14 protein-coding genes are annotated in these 15998 nt (G+C 63.4%); 6 read left to right on the forward strand and 8 right to left on the reverse strand.

The window, feature by feature from the left end:
- Positions 1 to 157: 157 nt before the first annotated feature.
- On the reverse strand, positions 158 to 1060 hold the full coding sequence (locus F8N66_RS12355; protein WP_150770439.1) for a LysR substrate-binding domain-containing protein: 903 nt from the start codon (positions 1058 to 1060) through the stop codon (positions 158 to 160).
- A gap of 134 nt (positions 1061 to 1194) precedes the next feature.
- On the opposite strand from F8N66_RS12355, the gene F8N66_RS12360 reads away from it, so the two are divergent.
- A complete protein-coding gene (locus F8N66_RS12360) occupies positions 1195 to 2580 on the forward strand; it encodes an MFS transporter (protein WP_150770440.1) in 1386 nt (461 codons plus the stop codon).
- Positions 2577 to 3851, forward strand: a complete 1275-nt coding sequence (locus tag F8N66_RS12365) for a glucarate dehydratase family protein (RefSeq protein WP_150770441.1) — start codon at positions 2577 to 2579, stop codon at positions 3849 to 3851. Before F8N66_RS12360 ends, F8N66_RS12365 begins: the two co-directional genes overlap by 4 nt.
- 182 nt (positions 3852 to 4033) lie before the next feature.
- On the opposite strand, the gene F8N66_RS12370 is transcribed toward F8N66_RS12365, so the two are convergent.
- Entirely contained in the window at positions 4034 to 4822 is a 789-nt protein-coding gene (locus F8N66_RS12370; RefSeq protein WP_150770442.1) for an alpha/beta hydrolase, read from the reverse strand.
- 52 nt (positions 4823 to 4874) lie between these two features.
- Between F8N66_RS12370 and F8N66_RS12375 the strand changes: the two genes are divergently transcribed.
- From F8N66_RS12375 to F8N66_RS12385, 3 genes are all read left to right on the forward strand, one after another.
- Positions 4875 to 6152, forward strand: a complete 1278-nt coding sequence (locus tag F8N66_RS12375) for an NTP/NDP exchange transporter (protein WP_150770443.1) — start codon at positions 4875 to 4877, stop codon at positions 6150 to 6152.
- The gene (locus F8N66_RS12380) at positions 6149 to 7093 is read left to right on the forward strand and encodes an aldo/keto reductase (protein ID WP_150770444.1); all 945 of its coding nucleotides are present in this window, start codon (positions 6149 to 6151) and stop codon (positions 7091 to 7093) included. The genes F8N66_RS12375 and F8N66_RS12380 overlap by 4 nt, the downstream gene beginning before the upstream one ends.
- 155 nt (positions 7094 to 7248) lie before the next feature.
- Positions 7249 to 7902, forward strand: coding sequence for a peroxiredoxin (locus tag F8N66_RS12385; protein ID WP_150770445.1), 654 nt, complete (start codon positions 7249 to 7251; stop codon positions 7900 to 7902).
- Positions 7903 to 8014: 112 nt separating this feature from the next.
- On the opposite strand, the gene yghX is transcribed toward F8N66_RS12385, so the two are convergent.
- The 6 genes from yghX to F8N66_RS12420 form a co-directional block, all read right to left on the reverse strand.
- Positions 8015 to 8902 (reverse strand): YghX family hydrolase, encoded by an 888-nt coding sequence (gene yghX / locus F8N66_RS12390; RefSeq protein WP_150770446.1) that lies wholly within the window; start codon positions 8900 to 8902, stop codon positions 8015 to 8017.
- A 153-nt stretch (positions 8903 to 9055) separates the two neighbouring features.
- On the reverse strand, positions 9056 to 9457 hold the full coding sequence (locus F8N66_RS12395; RefSeq protein ID WP_150770447.1) for a heme-binding protein: 402 nt from the start codon (positions 9455 to 9457) through the stop codon (positions 9056 to 9058).
- 20 nt (positions 9458 to 9477) lie between these two features.
- Positions 9478 to 10698 (reverse strand): glycolate oxidase subunit GlcF, encoded by a 1221-nt coding sequence (glcF, locus tag F8N66_RS12400; protein WP_150770448.1) that lies wholly within the window; start codon positions 10696 to 10698, stop codon positions 9478 to 9480.
- Positions 10699 to 10701: 3 nt separating this feature from the next.
- Positions 10702 to 11766: a glycolate oxidase subunit GlcE gene (glcE, locus tag F8N66_RS12405; RefSeq protein ID WP_150770449.1), complete on the reverse strand. Its 1065-nt coding sequence runs from the start codon at positions 11764 to 11766 to the stop codon at positions 10702 to 10704.
- Positions 11766 to 13265, reverse strand: coding sequence for a glycolate oxidase subunit GlcD (glcD, locus tag F8N66_RS12410; protein WP_150770450.1), 1500 nt, complete (start codon positions 13263 to 13265; stop codon positions 11766 to 11768). The genes glcE and glcD overlap by 1 nt, the downstream gene beginning before the upstream one ends.
- Positions 13266 to 13762: 497 nt before the next feature.
- Complete coding sequence (locus F8N66_RS12420; RefSeq protein WP_150770451.1) at positions 13763 to 15526, reverse strand: L-lactate permease; 1764 nt, start codon at positions 15524 to 15526, stop codon at positions 13763 to 13765.
- Between the two features lie 179 nt (positions 15527 to 15705).
- Here F8N66_RS12420 and F8N66_RS12425 point away from each other — a divergent pair, with 179 nt between their 5' ends.
- Positions 15706 to 15942, forward strand: a complete 237-nt coding sequence (locus F8N66_RS12425) for a hypothetical protein (RefSeq protein ID WP_096512092.1) — start codon at positions 15706 to 15708, stop codon at positions 15940 to 15942.
- Positions 15943 to 15998 lie beyond the last annotated feature (56 nt).

Raw genomic sequence — 15998 nt, forward strand, 5'->3', positions numbered from 1 at the left:
TCGATGCACCAGTGGATGGCGACACCAAACCCTGTGGGAGCGGGCTTGCTCGCGAAGGCGGTGTGTCAGGCAACTTTTACGGTGATTGATACACCTTCTTCGCGAGCAAGCCCGCTCCCACAGGGGGCGGTGTTGCCGAACAGATCTCTAACATTCGCTAAGAGCCCCATCCCTCGCGCACCGCCCGCCGAATCCCTTCCAGCAACATCGCGAACGCCGGGTTGTCGTTGTTCTCGCGCCAGATCAGGTGCAGCTCGCTTTGCACCCCTTCGCCCAGGTCGATATCGCGGAACACCACGTGCTTGAACACCACGCTGGTGGCGCAGCGGGGCACGAGGGCCAGGCCCATGCCGGCGTTGACCAGGGCGAGGATGGTCAGGGACGAGCCCAGCCATTGCACGTAGTCCGGGGCGACCCGGGCCGAGCGCAGCATGCCGGTCAGCAGTTCGTTGAACGGCGGGTAGGCGGCGTGGGAGTACATCAGGAACGGTTGGGCGTCGAGGTCCTTGACCGACACCGTTTCGGCGCTGGCCAGTGGATGCGAGCTTGGCACCGCCAGCACAAAGGGCTCGCGCACCAGGCATTCGGTGGCGTAGCCGGGTTCCAGCAACGGCGCGCGGGCGATGCCCAGGTCGATGCGGCGGGCGCGCAGGGCTTCGTGCTGCTGGTAGGTGTTCATTTCCGACAGGTCGATTTTGACGTGGGGCTGTGTCAGTCGCGCCTCGGCAATGACTTTGGGCAGGAACTCGTACACGGCGCTGCCGACGAAGCTGATATTCACCGAGCCAATGTCGCCCTCGGCAAAACGCCGGGCGGTCACCGCAGCCTGCTGGGCGCGCTCCAGCAGGTTCTGCGCTTCGATGAAAAACGCCCGGCCGGCGGCCGTCAGGGCGACGCTGCGGGTGCTGCGGGTGAACAGCTCGACCCCCAGGTGATGCTCCAGCAACTGAATCTGCCGACTCAGCGGCGGCTGGGTCATGTTCAGCCGTTCGGCGGCACGGCGGAAATTCAGTTCGGTGGCCACGGTGGTGAAGCAGCGCAATTGCGTCAGTTCGAACATTGATCTAATCCAGGTATCAATCGCATGCCAAGTTAGATTAGACGGGATCAATGTGCGCGTCCATCATCGGCCCAGGCCTAAAAAGTCATCCCTAAAGCTTTCCACCAAAAAGAATAACGAACGGGAGTCGCCCCTTGAATAACGTCCTGAGCCCACCCGACCCGAATGTGCTGGCCCGCGCGGCCGCGAAGGTCAAGCGTCATGTCCTGCCGCTGTTCGTGATCATGTTCATCGTCAACTACATCGACCGGGTCAACATCGGCTTCGTACGCAGTCACATGGAAACCGACCTGGGCATTGGCGCTGCCGCCTACGGCCTGGGTGCCGGGCTGTTTTTCGTCGGTTACGCGATCTTCGAAGTGCCGTCCAACCTGTTGCTGCAACGCTACGGCGCCCGCGCCTGGCTGACGCGGATTATGTTCACCTGGGGCGCGGCCGCCATGGCCATGGCCTTCGTGCGCGGTGAGACCAGTTTCTATGTGTTGCGCTTCATCCTCGGCGCTGCCGAGGCAGGCTTCTTTCCCGGCATCATTTATTACTTCACCCAGTGGCTGCCGTCGACCGAACGCGGCAAGGCCATGGCGATCTTCCTCAGCGGCTCGGCCATCGCCTCGGTGATTTCCGGCCCGGTGTCCGGCGCGTTGCTCAATGTCAGCGGCCTGAGCCTGCATGGCTGGCAGTGGATGTTTCTGATCGAGGGCTTTGCGTCGATCGTGCTCTGCGGTTTCGTCTGGTTCTGGCTGCAATCCCATCCACGGGAAGCGAAGTGGTTGAGTGATGAAGAAAAATCCGCGCTGACCGCCGCCATCGCCCTGGAACAGCAGGCTCGCGACGCCAGCCATACGGTCAAGCCATCGATGTTCAAGCTGCTGGCCGACCGGCAGATCGCGCTGTTCTGCTTCATCTACTTCTCCATCGCCCTGACCATCTACGGTGCCACGTTCTGGCTGCCGAGCATGATCAAGAAAATGGGCAACCTCGGCGATTTCCAGGTCGGCCTGTTCAACTCCATTCCGTGGATCATCTCCATCGTTGCGATGTACGGCTTCGCCGCCATGGCCAGCAAGTGGAAATACCAGCAGGCCTGGGTCGCGGTGACGCTGGTGATCGCCTCGTTCGGCATGTTCATGTCCACCACCGGCGGGCCGGTCTTTGCCTTCGTCGCCATCTGTTTTGCCGCCATCGGTTTCAAGGCCGCCTCGGCCTTGTTCTGGCCGATCCCGCAAGGCTATCTGGATGCCCGCATCGCAGCGGCGGTGATCGCGCTGATCAACTCCATCGGCAATCTCGGCGGCTTCGTCGCGCCGACCACCTTCGGCTTTCTGGAGCAGACCACCGGCTCCATCGAAGGCGGGCTGTACGGTCTGGCGGCCACCTCGCTGCTGGCGGCCATCGTGATCTTTTTCGCCCGCACCTCACCGCGTGGCAGCAGCCTGCTGTCGCCGGATGCAGACGTCATTGCCGAAAAGCCCATCAGTCATCAAGCCCTGAAATCTGAACCAACGGGAGCAGCCTCTTGAAAATCAAACGCGTCACCGTCACCCCCATCGCCTTCCGTGATCCGCCCTTGCTCAACGCCAGCGGCATCCACGAACCCTTCGCGCTGCGCTCGATCATCGAAATCGAGAGCGACAACGGCTACATCGGCCTGGGCGAGAGCTATGGCGACGCCCCGGCGCTGGCGATCCAGCAGCAATTGCAAAGCCAGCTGATCGGCCTTGATCCGTTCAACCTCAACCAACTGCGCGCCATCGTCCAGGCCACGGTGGCGGCGAACAAACCGGCGAGTATTGCCGGCGCGGAACTGGCCCCCGGTTCCCACGCCAGCAAAGCAGTGAGCAATGCCTATTCGGCGTTCGAAGTGGCGTTTCTCGATCTGCAAGCGCATTACCTGAACGTGCCCCTGGTGGACTTGCTGGGCGGGGCGATCCGCGACGAGATTCCGTTCAGCGCCTATCTGTTCTTCAAGTACGCCCGGCACGTCGATTCACCCTACAAGCCTGACAACTGGGGCGAGGCACTCAACGAAGAACAGATCGTCGCCCAGGCGCGGCGGATGATCGAGGCCTACGGCTTCAAGAGCATCAAGCTCAAGGCCGGCACACTGCCGCCGGAGCATGAAGTGTCATGCATCAAGGCGCTGAAAAAAGCCTTCCCGGGCTATCCGCTGCGCATCGACCCGAACGGCAACTGGTCTTTGGAGACCTCGATCCGCATGGCCGAACTGCTCGGTGACGACCTGCAATATTACGAAGACCCGACGCCGGGGCTGGAGGGCATGGCCGAGCTGCACAAGCGCACCGGGCTGCCGCTGGCGACCAACATGGTGGTCACCGACTTCGACGAGTTCCGCCGCAGCGTGGCGCAGAACAGCGTGCAGATCGTCCTCGCCGACCACCACTACTGGGGCGGCCTGCGCGACACCCAGGCGCTGGCGAAAATGTGCGACACCTTTGGCCTGGGCGTGTCCATGCATTCCAACTCGCACCTGGGCATCAGCCTGATGGCCATGGCCCATGTCGCGGCCGCGGTGCCTAACCTGGATTACGCCTGCGACACCCACTACCCGTGGCAGGAACCGGATGAAGAGGTGATCAAGGGCGGCAAGCTGCCGATCGTCGACGGTTGCGTGAAGATCACCCGGGCGCCGGGATTGGGTCTGGAGCTGGACCAGGACCAGTTGGGCAAGCTGCATGACCAGTACCTGACGTGCGGCATTCGCCAGCGCGACGATGTGAAGCAGATGCAGCGGTACAAGGCGGACTGGAAGGCGGTCAAGCCACGGTTTTGATGAGCATGTAGCAACCTTTGGTCCGGGAAGCGTGGTCGCGCTTGCCCGGATTTTTTTTGTCCCGGGAGTATCAGCCACTGTAGGAGCTGCCGAAGGCTGCGATCTTTTGACTTTGCTTTTAAAGATCAAAAGATCGCAGCCTCGTTGCACTCGGCAGCTCCTGCACAGCTCCTACACAGCTTTTACAGACCATCCGCCAGCGCCTTGAGGTATTCGGGGTTGTCGCTGATCGAGTTGTGCCCCGTGTCCGGGATCACTCGCAGTGTTGCCACTCCCGCCGGGAAATGGCTGAACAGTCGCCGGGTACTTGCAGCCGGAATCACTTCATCCTGCTCGGCAGCGATCAGCCGCGTCGGCACCGCGATGTGCTCGGCATAACGCCAGGATTCGAATGTGTCCTGCAACAGCCACTGCACCGGAAACCAGCGGAACTGACGGGCCGCGAGTTCCACAAGGCTGTTGTAAGGCGTGATCAGCAGCAGCTGCGCCGCCGGCCGGACACTGGCCAGGCGCACGGCGACGCCCGACCCCAGGCTGCGCCCGACCACGACAACCTGCGGATGCTCGGCATAGACCTTGTCGAACAAGGCCATGGCATCGCGGGCAAGTGCTTCTTCGCTGGGGGCGCCACTGCTGCCGCCGTAGCCGCGGTAGTGCATGAAAAACAGGGCGTGTTCAGGGAACGCCTGTTCGAACGCCGGCAAGCTGCGCGAGACATCCTCGGCGTTGCCGCCAAAGTAGATCAGCGCCTTGGCACCCCGGTGCGGCCGGGTCGAAACCAGGACCTGCGCATCGTCGACCGATAGCGTCAGCAGCGCCGCCGTCGAGCCGGTGGCGCGGGGTTGCGGGTAGTAGATGAGGGCGCGCTGAAACACGAACAGCGCCGCACAGACCGCCAGGTACAGCGATGCGAGGATGACGACGATTAACATCAGGGTCCGGGACATTCGGCTAACGTTAGTGGGCGGCATGGACGGCTCCGGGTTGCCGTCCAAGTGTAGCTGGCGGTAAAGGAGGGCACCGATGCCGAACATGCCTCAATGGCTCGATGTACGGCCATCCGAGCGATCGGCCCTGTGGCTGGGCTTCGCCTTCCATTTCTGCGTGCTGGCCAGTTATTACCTGGTGCGGCCGCTGCGCGATGCCCTGGGCCTGGAAGGTGGCGCCGGCCAGTTGCAATGGCTGTTCACCGCCACCTTCGTGGTCATGCTGCTGATGGTGCCGCTGTTCGGTGCGCTGGCCTCGCGGCTGCCGGCGACGCGGTTCGTGCCGCTGATCTACCGGGTGATCGCCGTGTCGATGCTGGTGTTCGGCCTGTTGATCGCCAACCACGTTGCGCCGGTGACGGTGGGGCGGGTGTTTTTTGTCTGGATCAGCATCTACAACCTGTTCATCGTCTCGATTTTCTGGAGCGTGCTGGTCGACCGTTTTTCCAGCGAGCAGGGCCGACGGCTGTTCGGGTGCATCGCGGCGGGCGGCACCCTCGGCACGTTTATCGGGCCGCTGCTGGCGGCGACCATGGCCACCCGACTGGGGCCGGTGGCCTTGACCGTCGCGGCGGCGCTGCTGCTGGAAATCGCGGTGCGCTGCTATCGGGCACTGCTGTCGCGTACGCAGTCGCAGTCTGGCCAACGGCTAATCGACGAACGGCGCATGGGCGGCAGCATGCTCGCCGGCATCACCCTGATCCTGCGCTCGCCGTACCTGTTGGGGTTGGTGCTGTTCATGCTGTTGCACACCAGTGCGGCGACCTTGTTGTATTTCGAACAGGGACGGATTGTCGCTGGCAGCTACGCTGATACTGGCAGCCGGACGCAATTCTTCGCCGTGGTCGATTTACTCGTGTCGGCGCTGACCCTGGCCATCCAGCTGCTGCTGACGGCACCGTTGATCCGCCTGGTGGGGATCGGCGGGGCGTTGGTCGCGCTGCCCCTGGCGACAATCGTGGCCTTCGCCGCCATGGCCCTGGCACCGCTGCCGACCACCGTGGCGCTGGCCCAGGGCCTGCGCCGGGCGGTTGAGTTCGCCCTGGTGCGCCCGGCGCGAGAGGTGCTGTGGACGGTGGTGAGCCGCGAGGAGAAGTACAAGGCCAAGAATGTGATCGAGACCCTGGTCTATCGGGGTGGGGATGCCGCCAGTGGCTGGTTGTCCGCTGGCTTGACGGCGCTGGGCGCCGGGTTCGGCCTGGTGGCGATGCTGATCGTGCCGTTCGCCGCGTTGTGGGGCGGGCTGTGCCTGTGGCTGGCCCGGCAGCAGGCCCGCCGCGCCACACCTGAAAAACGGGGGAGGGATAGGTCATGAGCCATCCGGATGGTTTCACCCGCCGGGAAATACTCACGCTGGCTGCCGGTGTCTCGGCGGCCTTCACGTTCGGTCCGGTGGTTGCGCAAACGACGCCGTCGACGGAAGCAGGAGGCAAGACCATGCAGACCCGCGCCATTCCTTCCAGCAACGAGCCACTGCCGATCGTCGGGCTGGGCACCTATCGCGGCTTTGATGTGGCCCCGACCGATCCCGCCTACAAACAACTGCCCGCGGTGCTCCGTGCGTTGTTCGAGAAGGGCGGGACGGTGATCGACAGCTCGCCGATGTACGGCCGCGCCGAAGAGAACACCGGCGAACTGCTGTCGATCCACGAACCGCGCTCGCCGGCATTCCTGGCGACCAAGGTCTGGACCCGGGGCCGTGAGGAAGGCATCGCGCAGATCGAACAGTCCTTCAAGCGGTTGCAGACCGACCGCATCGACCTGATGCAGATTCACAACCTGCTGGACTGGCAGATTCATTTGCCGACCTTGCGTCACTTGAAGGAGCAAGGGCGCATTCGCTACATCGGCATCACCCATTACACCGCCTCGGCCTATGACGAAGTCGAAGCGGTGCTCAAGGCCGAGCCCCTGGATTTCCTGCAAATCAACTATGCGCTGGATGATCGCGGCGTCGAGAAACGCATCCTGCCGCTGTGCCGCGAGCGCGGTGTGGCGGTGATCTGCAATCGGCCGTTCGGCGGCGGCGGGCTGCTCGGCCGCTTTCAAGGCAAGCCGCTGCCGGGCTGGGCCTCGCAAGTCGGGGTCAAGAGCTGGCCGCAACTGGCGCTCAAATTCCTGCTGTCGCATACGGCGGTGACCTGCGTCATCCCCGGCACCGGCAACCCGCGCTACATGACCGAAAACGCCGGGGCGGGCTTCGGGCCGATGCTCACCGATGCCCAGCGTCACCAGCTGATTGCCCTGGTGGAGTAGGTATTGAAGCAAGGGGTTACACAGTGACTGCCCTGACTCCAACGAGTCACGGAACCTTTTCTATACTGTTCGCGGTGACCGGCTCAAGGTAGCTGGCGAATGCCGTCGAGCACACTGGCGGCGCCCCCCCGACCATTACTGCAAGGAGATCGAACATGGCAATCCGTATTGGCGACGAAGCACCGGATTTCACCGCCGAAACCACCGAAGGCACGCTCAACTTCCACCAATGGATCGGCGACGGGTGGGCCATCCTGTTTTCCCATCCCAAGGATTTCACCCCGGTCTGCACCACCGAGCTGGGTTACCTGGCCAAGCTCAAGCCGGAGTTCGACAAGCGCAATACCAAGATCCTCGGGCTGAGCATCGACCCGGTCAGCGACCACAACAAGTGGGTCGGTGACATCGAGGAAACCCAGGGCAATGCCGTCAACTATCCGCTGATCGGCGATGAAAACCTGGTGGTGGCCAAGCTCTACGACATGATCCACCCCAATGCCAGCGGCGGTTCGCGCACGGCGGTGGACAACGCCACGGTGCGTTCGGTGTTCATTGTCGGCCCGGACAAGAAGATCAAGGCGATGCTGATCTACCCGATGAGCGCCGGGCGCAATTTCGATGAAGTGCTGCGCTTGCTCGATTCGCTGCAGCTCAATGCCAAGCACACGGTGGCCACGCCGGTGAACTGGCGTCCGGGGGAAGACGTGATCATCCCGACTTCGGTGTCTGACGAGGATGCGAAGAAGAAATACCCCGATGGCTTCAAGACCCTGAAACCTTATCTGCGGACCGTGGCACAGCCAAAATAAGTACGACACAACACCTGTAGGAGCTGTCGAGTGCAACAAGGCTGCGATCTTTTGATCCTGCTTTAAAAGATCGCAGCCTCGTTGCACTCGGCAGCTCCTACAAGGACCGCCATTAAGCCAGATACTTGCCAAACCACCCCAACGTCCGGTCCCAGGCCAGCTTCGCCGCCGCCTCGTCATAACGCGGCGTGGAGTCATTGTGAAAACCATGATTGGCGCCGGGATAGATAAACGCCTCATAGGTCTTGCCCCCGGCCTTCAACGCCTGCTCATAGGCGGGCCAGCCTTCGTTGATCCGCGTGTCCAGTTCGCCGTAGTGCAGCATCACCGGGGCCTTGATCCGCGGCACATCCTTGGCCTCCGGCTGGCGGCCATAAAACGACACGGCGGCGCCCAGTTCCGGATAGGCCACCGCCGCCGCATTCGCGACCCCGCCGCCGTAGCAGAACCCGGTAATGCCGACCTTGCCGCTGCTCGCGTCGTGTTTCATCAGCCATTCGATGGCGGCGAAAAAGTCGTTCATGAGCTTTTCCGGATCGACTTTCGCCTGCAGTTCCTTGCCTTTCTCATCGTTGCCGGGATAGCCCCCGACCGAGCTCAAGCCGTCCGGGGCAAGGGCGATGAACCCGGCCTTGGCGACACGCCGGGCGACATCCTCGATGTAAGGGTTCAGGCCCCGGTTTTCATGCACGACCACCACCGAGGCGACCTTGCCGCCGGCCTTGGCCGGGCGCACCAGATAGCCGCGAACCTGACCGTGGCCCTTGGGCGAGGGGTAGGTGATGTACTCGGCGATGATGTCCGGGTCGGTGAACTCGACCTGTTCGGCGAGGGCGTAATCGGGGCTCAGCGAGGCCAGCAATGCGCTGGCCGTCAAGCCGCCGAAGGTGAACAGCGCCGCGCGGTCGAGAAACTCGCGCCGGTTGATCAGGCCGTGGGCGTAGTAGTCGTAGAGTTCCAGCAGTTCGGGGGCAAAGTCTTTCGCCGTGAGACGGGTCATCTGTGCGGTTCCTCTTTGACGGGGGGATGGTCTGAATGTGAAATACGATCCTTGTGGGAGCGAGCCTGCTCGCGAAAACGGTGTGTCAGACACATGGATGCGGGATGTACCGCCGTCTTCGCGAGCAGGCTCGCTCCCACAGTAGGTTTGGGGTTACTTCAGGGATTGCGCCCCGGCTTTCGCCACCTGCGCATCCTGCTCGGCCTTGACCCCGGACACCCCGACCGCGCCGATCACCTGGCCGTCGACGATGATCGGCACGCCACCTTCCAGCGACGTCAGCAACGGTGCCGACAGGAACGCCGTGCGGCCGCCGTTGACCATCTCTTCATAACCCTTGGATTCACGGCGGCCCAGGGCTGAGGTGCGCGCCTTTTCCGTGGCGATGTAGGCGCTGACAGGCGCGGCGCCGTCGAGGCGTTCGAGGGCCAGGGGATGGCCTCCGTCGTCGACCACCACAATGGTCACCGGCCATTGTCGGGCTTGCGCTTCGCTGCGCGCCGCAGCGAGGATCTGGCCGACTTCGGTCTGGCTCAGCACGGCTTTGCTTTTCATGGGGCATCTCCAGGGTTCGGTCAGGGCAACGCGGCCTCGACCAGTTCGATCCAGTGCTTCACCGGCGTACGGCCTGCGCCGTCGAGGTGTGACTGGCAGCCGATGTTGGCCGTGACAATGACCTCAGGGTAGCCGCTTTCCAGTGCATTCATTTTGTTGTCGCGCAGTTGCCGTGACAATTCGGGTTGGGTCAGCGAGTAAGTACCCGCCGAGCCGCAGCACAGGTGGCTGTCGGGTACGTACGTCAGGTTGAAGCCCAGGCGTTCGAGCAGCGCTTCGACCGCGCCACCGAGTTTTTGCGCGTGCTGCAGGGTGCAGGGGCAATGGAAGGCCAGGCGTTGGGCGTTGTGGATGCCGAGTGTTTCCAGCGGCTCCTTGCGCAGCACTTCGACCAGGTCCAGGGCCAGGGCACTGACCCTCCTGGCCTTGTCGGCATAGGCCGGATCCTTGCTGAGCAAGTGGCCGTAATCCTTGATGAAGGCGCCGCAACCGCTGGCGGTCTGGACGATGGCCTCCACGCCTGCTCTTTCGATCATGGGCCACCAGGCATCGATGTTGTGCCGGGCGCGATCAAGGCCGGCGGCCTGGGCGTCCAGGTGATAATCCACGGCGCCGCAGCAACCGGCCTCGCGGCTCGGCATGACGCTGATGCCGAGTCGATCCAGGACCCTGGCGGCGGCCACGTTGGTATTGGGCGACAGGCCGGGTTGCACGCAGCCTTCGAGCATCAGTACCTGCCGCGCGTGGCGCGTGGCCGGACGCGGTTTGACGGGCGTGGCGCTGCGCGGCAATTTGCTTTGCAGCGCCTCGGGCAGCAGCGCCCGGAACACCTGGCCACCGCCGACCAGGCTTTTGAACAGGTCGGGATGCGGCACCAGCGTGCGCAAACCCTCGCGCAGGAGGCGCTGGCCGATTGGCCGGGGCACCGCCGCATCGACCACGGCGCGGCCGATGTCCAGCAGATTGTGGTAGTCGACGCCAGACGGGCAGGTGGTCTCGCAGTTACGGCACGACAGGCAGCGATCCAGGTGTTGCTGGGTCTTTTGCGTGACCTCGTTGCCTTCCAGCACCTGCTTGATCAGGTAGATGCGCCCGCGCGGGCCATCGAGTTCATCGCCGAGCAATTGATAGGTCGGGCAGGTAGCGTTGCAGAACCCGCAGTGCACGCAGGTGCGCAGGATACTGTGGGCCTCTTCGGCGCGGGGCAGTCGGCGGGCTTGTTCACTCAGGGTGGTCTGCATGGTTCAAAGCTCCGCGTACAGGCGACCGGGGTTGAAAATGCCCCGGGGATCCAGTTGCTGCTTGAGGCTGCGGTGATAGCGCATCAGGGCCACCGGCAACGGCTGGAACGGGCTGTCGGTCAGGCCATGGCTGTAGCTGGTCACGTGGCCGCCGGCTTCGTCGACCACCTGGCGAAGGAACGAGGCTTCGGCGTCGGATTTGAGCCAGCGCTGGGCGCCGCCCCAGTCGATCAATTGCCGGCCGGGCAGGGACAGTTTCGGCGTGTTGTGGGGCAGCGACAGGCGCCAGAGCGGCTGGTCCTCGTCGAAGAATGGCAGGTGATGCTCGTTGAGGTCGGCCCAGAACGCACTGTCCAGGGGCTCGCCGCCCAGGCGGTCACGGGCCGCCGCCACCGAGCCTTCGCCGCCTTCAAGCCGCAGGTGCAGGCGTTCGCCGTCATGGCACGCGGCACTGATGGGCAAGGGTTGCTGGCCCCACTGCGACAGGCTCTGCAGGGCACGTTCACTGTTCATGTCCAGGCTGATACTCAAGGTTTTGCGCGGTTTGGGCAGGACCTTGAGCGAGACTTCCGTGATCAGGCCCAGGGTGCCGTAGCTGCCGGCCATCAGGCGCGAGACGTCGTAGCCGGCGACGTTCTTCATCACCTCGCCGCCAAAGCGCAGGTGCTTGCCCAGGCCGGTGATCACCCGGGTGCCCAGCACATAGTCGCGCACCGATCCCGACCACGGCCGCCGTGGCCCCGACAGCCCGCAGGCAATCATCCCGCCGACGGTGGCGTCATCAGCGAAGGCGGGCGGTTCGCAGGGCAGCATCTGTTGCGCGGCGTCGAGCACCTGCAGCAGTTCGGCCAGCGGCGTGCCACAACGCGCGGTGATCACCAGTTCGGTCGGGTCATAGCTGACAATGCCGCGGTGGGAGCGGGTATCGACGATCTCCCCGGCGACAATGCGTCCCAGGAACGCCTTGCTGTTGGCACCCTGGATGCGCAACGGCGTGGCGTTCTCCAGCGCCCCGTTGACCTGTTCCAGCAGCGCGCCGCTGTCGTCGAGATCAGCTGTTCCGTGCATCAGAAACGCTCCAGGTCAGGGAAGGGCAGTTGCCCGGCGTGCACGTGCATCGCGCCGAACTCGGCGCAGCGGTGCAGGGTCGGGATGTTCTTGCCGGGGTTGAGCAGGCCGCCCGGATCGAACGCCGCCTTGATCCCATGGAACAGGGTCAGCTCATCGCTGTTGAATTGCGCGCACATCTGATTGATCTTTTCGCGGCCCACTCCGTGTTCACCGGTGATGCTGCCGCCGACCTTCACACACAGTTCCAGGATCTTGCCGCCCAGGGTTTCGGCACGCTCAAGCTCCCCCGGCGTATTGGCATCGAACAGAATCAATGGATGCATGTTGCCGTCGCCCGCATGGAACACATTGGCGACACGCAGGCCGTACTCGGTCGAAAGCCCGGCAATGGCCTTGAGGACACCGGGCAGCTCGCGACGGGGAATCGTGCCGTCCATGCAGTAATAATCCGGGGAGAGGCGACCCACCGCCGGAAACGCATTTTTGCGCCCGGCCCAGAAACGCACGCGCTCGGCCTCGTCTTTGGCCAGGCGTACTTCGGTGGCGCCGGCCTGTTCCAGCACCTGGCGCACCCGGGTGCAATCGTCGTGGACGTCGGCTTCGACGCCGTCGAGTTCGCACAACAGAATGGCCTCGGCGTCGACCGGGTAGCCGGCGTGGATAAAGTCCTCGGCGGCGCGGATGGCCAGGTTGTCCATCATCTCCAGGCCTCCCGGGATGATGCCGGCGGCAATGATCTCGCCCACGGCCCGGCCGGCCTTTTCCACGGAATCGAACGCCGCCAGCAGCACCTTGGCGGACTGTGGCTTGGGCAGTAGTTTGACCGTGACTTCGGTGATCACCCCGAGCATGCCTTCGGAACCGGTGAACAGCGCCAGCAGATCCAGGCCTGGCGAGTCGAGGGCGTTGGAGCCCAGCGTCAGGCATTCGCCGTCGACGGTGAGGATGTCGACCTTCAGCACGTTGTGCACGGTCAGGCCGTACTTCAGGCAATGCACGCCTCCGGCATTTTCGGCGACGTTGCCGCCAATGGAACAGGCGATCTGCGACGATGGGTCGGGCGCGTAGTACAGGCCGAACTGCGCGGCCGCCTGGGAAATCGCCAGGTTGCGCACCCCCGGCTGGACCCGCGCGGTGCGGGCGGCGGGGTCGATGTGCAGAATCTGATTGAAGCGCGCCATCACCAGCAGCACGCCTTTTTCCAAGGGCAGTGCACCACCGGACAAACCGGTACCGGCCCCCCGGGCGACCACCGGCACTTGCCGTTCATGGCACAGCTTGAGCACGCCCTGAACCTGCGCGATGTCGCGCGGCAGCACCACCAGCATCGGCGTGGTGCGGTAGGCCGAGAGGCCGTCGCACTCGTACGGCTTGAGTTCTTCCTGCTGATGCAGCACTTCCAGGTCCGGCCACTGGGTGTGCAGAGCCTGTAATAACCCGGCCTTGTCCACGTCGGGCAACACGCCGTCGACGCGTTCATCGTAGAGAATGTTCATGGTTGCTTTACGATACTCCGTTCACATGAAGTGTGATGCGGTGGTGTGCATAAGCGAGGCGGCCTTAAAGCCGACATGACTTTGTAGTTGCCCACGTTCCCCTGTGGGAGCGGGCTTGCTCGCGAAGGCGGTGTTTCAGTCAATACACGTGTCAGCTGACACACCGCCTTCGCGAGCAAGCCCGCTCCCACATTTGAACGGTGCACATCAACAAGCGTCAGGTCGGCTTTAACGCCGCCTCGCTTTTGATTTTGATCCGGGCGCCCCGTTAAACCACGCTGGCCCCTCGCGGCGACCCACGGAGCAATGCCTTCGTTCGGGCATGCCGAGCCAGAGCGAGGCACCGAGTGGTGGGGCAAGAGCGCTTTGGTTACTTTCCGCCGGGCCGCGCAGGCTTTTCGAAAGTGACCCGCTGTAAGAGCGGAACCAATAGCCGCCGTTACCGAAAAAACGGATATTCACCCAACCCCTATGTGCGCCAAAAGCGTTGCCCCCAATCAATGCCCACCCACCACCATATGACTGAACGGCGCCACATAAGCCTGCAACGTCACCAAACCACCGACCAGGATCGCCAGAATGATCGAGTGGAAGAACACATAGCGCAGGATTTCCCCTTCATGCCCGTACCAGCGGGTGGCGGTAGAGGCGACCACGATCGATTGCGCATCGACCATCTTGCCCATGACCCCGCCGGAACTGTTGGCGGCGGCCATCAACACCGGGCTCAATCCCAGCTGCTCGGCGGTGACTTTTTGCAGCCCGCCGAACAGCACGTTGGAGGCCGTGTCGGAGCCGGTCAGCGCCACGCCGAGCCAGCCGAGCAGGGTGCCGAACATCGGGTAGAAAATCCCCGTCGCGGCGAAGGCCAGGCCCATGGTGGCGTCCAGCCCGGAGTAGCGCGTGAGGAAACCGAGGGCAAGCATCGCGGTGATGGTGATTAACGAGTAGCGCACCACCCAGATCGTGCGCAGGTATTGGTGAATCAGCTGCGGGATGGTGTAGCCCATCAGCAGGCCGCCGACAATCGCGGCCAGCAGGATGCCGCTGCCGGTGGCGGTGAACCAGGTGAACTTGTACACCGCGTCTTCGGTTTTAGGCGCCGGCACAACCGGCGGGACCTTCTCGATTTGCTGGTGAATCGTGGCGAAGGTCAGGACCGGGGCGAAAACCGGGTTGGCTTCGCGCAGCGGTTTTCCCTGCGGGTCGAGCTTGGCCGAACGGGTGGCCGGGTCGATCGCCGGGCGGGTGTCGAACATGTTTTTGAAGCCTTGGGTGCCCCAGGCGAAGACGAAGACGGTAAGAATGATCCACGGCATCCACGCGCGCATCACCGCCTTTTTCGAGTCGCTGGCAAACGCAGCGCTCGGTTCGGTCTTGCTGGCGTATTCGTCATCGATTTTCGAGTTGTCGACCCGCCCGGTGAGCGCGGCGGAGGTGTGCACGGTGGCCGGCTTCCAGACCCGCAGGAAACCGGTCAGGCACGCCATGGAAATCAGCGCGGCGATCACGTCCACCAGCATCGGCCCGTGATAGTTGGACACCAGGAACTGCGGGATGGCAAAACTGACCCCGGCGACGAGGATCGCCGGCCAGATTTCCAGCATCTTGCGCCAACCGGCGAAGGCCCAGATCAACCAGAACGGCACGATCACCGAGAAGAACGGCAGCTGCCGGCCGACCATCATCGACAACTCCATTTCATCCAGCCCGGTGACTTTGGCCAGGGTGATGATCGGCGTGCCCAGGGCGCCGAACGCGACCGGCGCGGTGTTGGCGATCAGCGCCAGGCCCGAGGCGGCCAGCGGTGAAAAACCCAGCCCGATCAGAATCGCCCCGGTCACCGCCACCGGTGTACCGAAGCCGGCGGCTCCTTCGAAGAAGGCGCCGAAGCAGAAGGCAATCAGCAGCAGTTGCAGGCGGCGGTCGTCGGTGATTCGCGCCAGGGAGTCCTGCAGCACTTTGAACGAGCCGTTTTCGGTGGTCAGCCTGTGCAGGAAAATGATGTTCAAGACGATCCAGCCAATGGGCAACAGGCCGTTGGCGGCGCCGTACAACGCCGCCGAGCCTGCCATGTTGGCGGGCATGCCGAAGGCGAAGATGGCGATCACCAGCGCCGAGGCCAGGGCGAGCAAGGCCGCCAGGTGTGCCTTGACATGGAAGAACGCCAGGGCGGCCAGCATCACCACCACGGGGACGGCGGCCATCAGGGTTGAAATCACCGGGTTACTGAACGGATCGTAGACTTGCTGCCAGACCATGTTTCACCTCTGCTTCTTATTGTTGGAAATGCAGACCCCAGGGGGGAGGTGGCTTGTAGTATAGGTGGCATTGCGCCGCTGTCAGGCGCTGCCTTTTGTCTCGTCAAACAGCGCTGTTTCGGTGGCCTGAGCTAGCATGGCCAGTAGAGTCAATCACCAGCCACGGGAGGAAAGTCGCGATGACAGAGCGTCATGAGGAGCACAAGGAGACGCTGTCGAACGGATGCAGCATCAGGGTCAAGGCCGAAATCCTGAAAGACGGTTCGTTGGGCATGTTTATCGGTGTCTACCGGCCGGACGGCTCGGTCATCGACGAGAATCACGACCCCAAGCCGCACATGCTGGACATGGAGGCGGCGATGGATTGGGGGATCGACATTGCCAAGGGGATTGGCAATAGCCAGCGCACATTGTAGCCGCTGTGGGTGGGAGCGGGCTTGCTCGCGAAGGCGGTGTGTCAGCCAACATTGAT

It is taken from the genome of Pseudomonas fluorescens (genome assembly GCF_902498195.1).
Taxonomy (GTDB): domain Bacteria; phylum Pseudomonadota; class Gammaproteobacteria; order Pseudomonadales; family Pseudomonadaceae; genus Aquipseudomonas; species Aquipseudomonas fluorescens_BU.

What these genes read in the sequence shown, in the direction of transcription:
- F8N66_RS12355 (WP_150770439.1), bottom strand. Translation starts at nt 1,060, where the DNA reads ATGTTCGAACTGACGCAATTGCGCTGCTTCACCACCGTGGCCACCGAA.
- F8N66_RS12370 (WP_150770442.1), bottom strand. Translation starts at nt 4,822, where the DNA reads ATGCCGCCCACTAACGTTAGCCGAATGTCCCGGACCCTGATGTTAATC.
- F8N66_RS12375 (WP_150770443.1), top strand. Translation starts at nt 4,875, where the DNA reads ATGCCGAACATGCCTCAATGGCTCGATGTACGGCCATCCGAGCGATCG.
- F8N66_RS12380 (WP_150770444.1), top strand. Translation starts at nt 6,149, where the DNA reads ATGAGCCATCCGGATGGTTTCACCCGCCGGGAAATACTCACGCTGGCT.
- F8N66_RS12385 (WP_150770445.1), top strand. Translation starts at nt 7,249, where the DNA reads ATGGCAATCCGTATTGGCGACGAAGCACCGGATTTCACCGCCGAAACC.
- yghX (WP_150770446.1), bottom strand. Translation starts at nt 8,902, where the DNA reads ATGACCCGTCTCACGGCGAAAGACTTTGCCCCCGAACTGCTGGAACTC.
- F8N66_RS12395 (WP_150770447.1), bottom strand. Translation starts at nt 9,457, where the DNA reads ATGAAAAGCAAAGCCGTGCTGAGCCAGACCGAAGTCGGCCAGATCCTC.
- glcF (WP_150770448.1), bottom strand. Translation starts at nt 10,698, where the DNA reads ATGCAGACCACCCTGAGTGAACAAGCCCGCCGACTGCCCCGCGCCGAA.
- glcE (WP_150770449.1), bottom strand. Translation starts at nt 11,766, where the DNA reads ATGCACGGAACAGCTGATCTCGACGACAGCGGCGCGCTGCTGGAACAG.
- glcD (WP_150770450.1), bottom strand. Translation starts at nt 13,265, where the DNA reads ATGAACATTCTCTACGATGAACGCGTCGACGGCGTGTTGCCCGACGTG.
- F8N66_RS12420 (WP_150770451.1), bottom strand. Translation starts at nt 15,526, where the DNA reads ATGGTCTGGCAGCAAGTCTACGATCCGTTCAGTAACCCGGTGATTTCA.
- F8N66_RS12425 (WP_096512092.1), top strand. Translation starts at nt 15,706, where the DNA reads ATGACAGAGCGTCATGAGGAGCACAAGGAGACGCTGTCGAACGGATGC.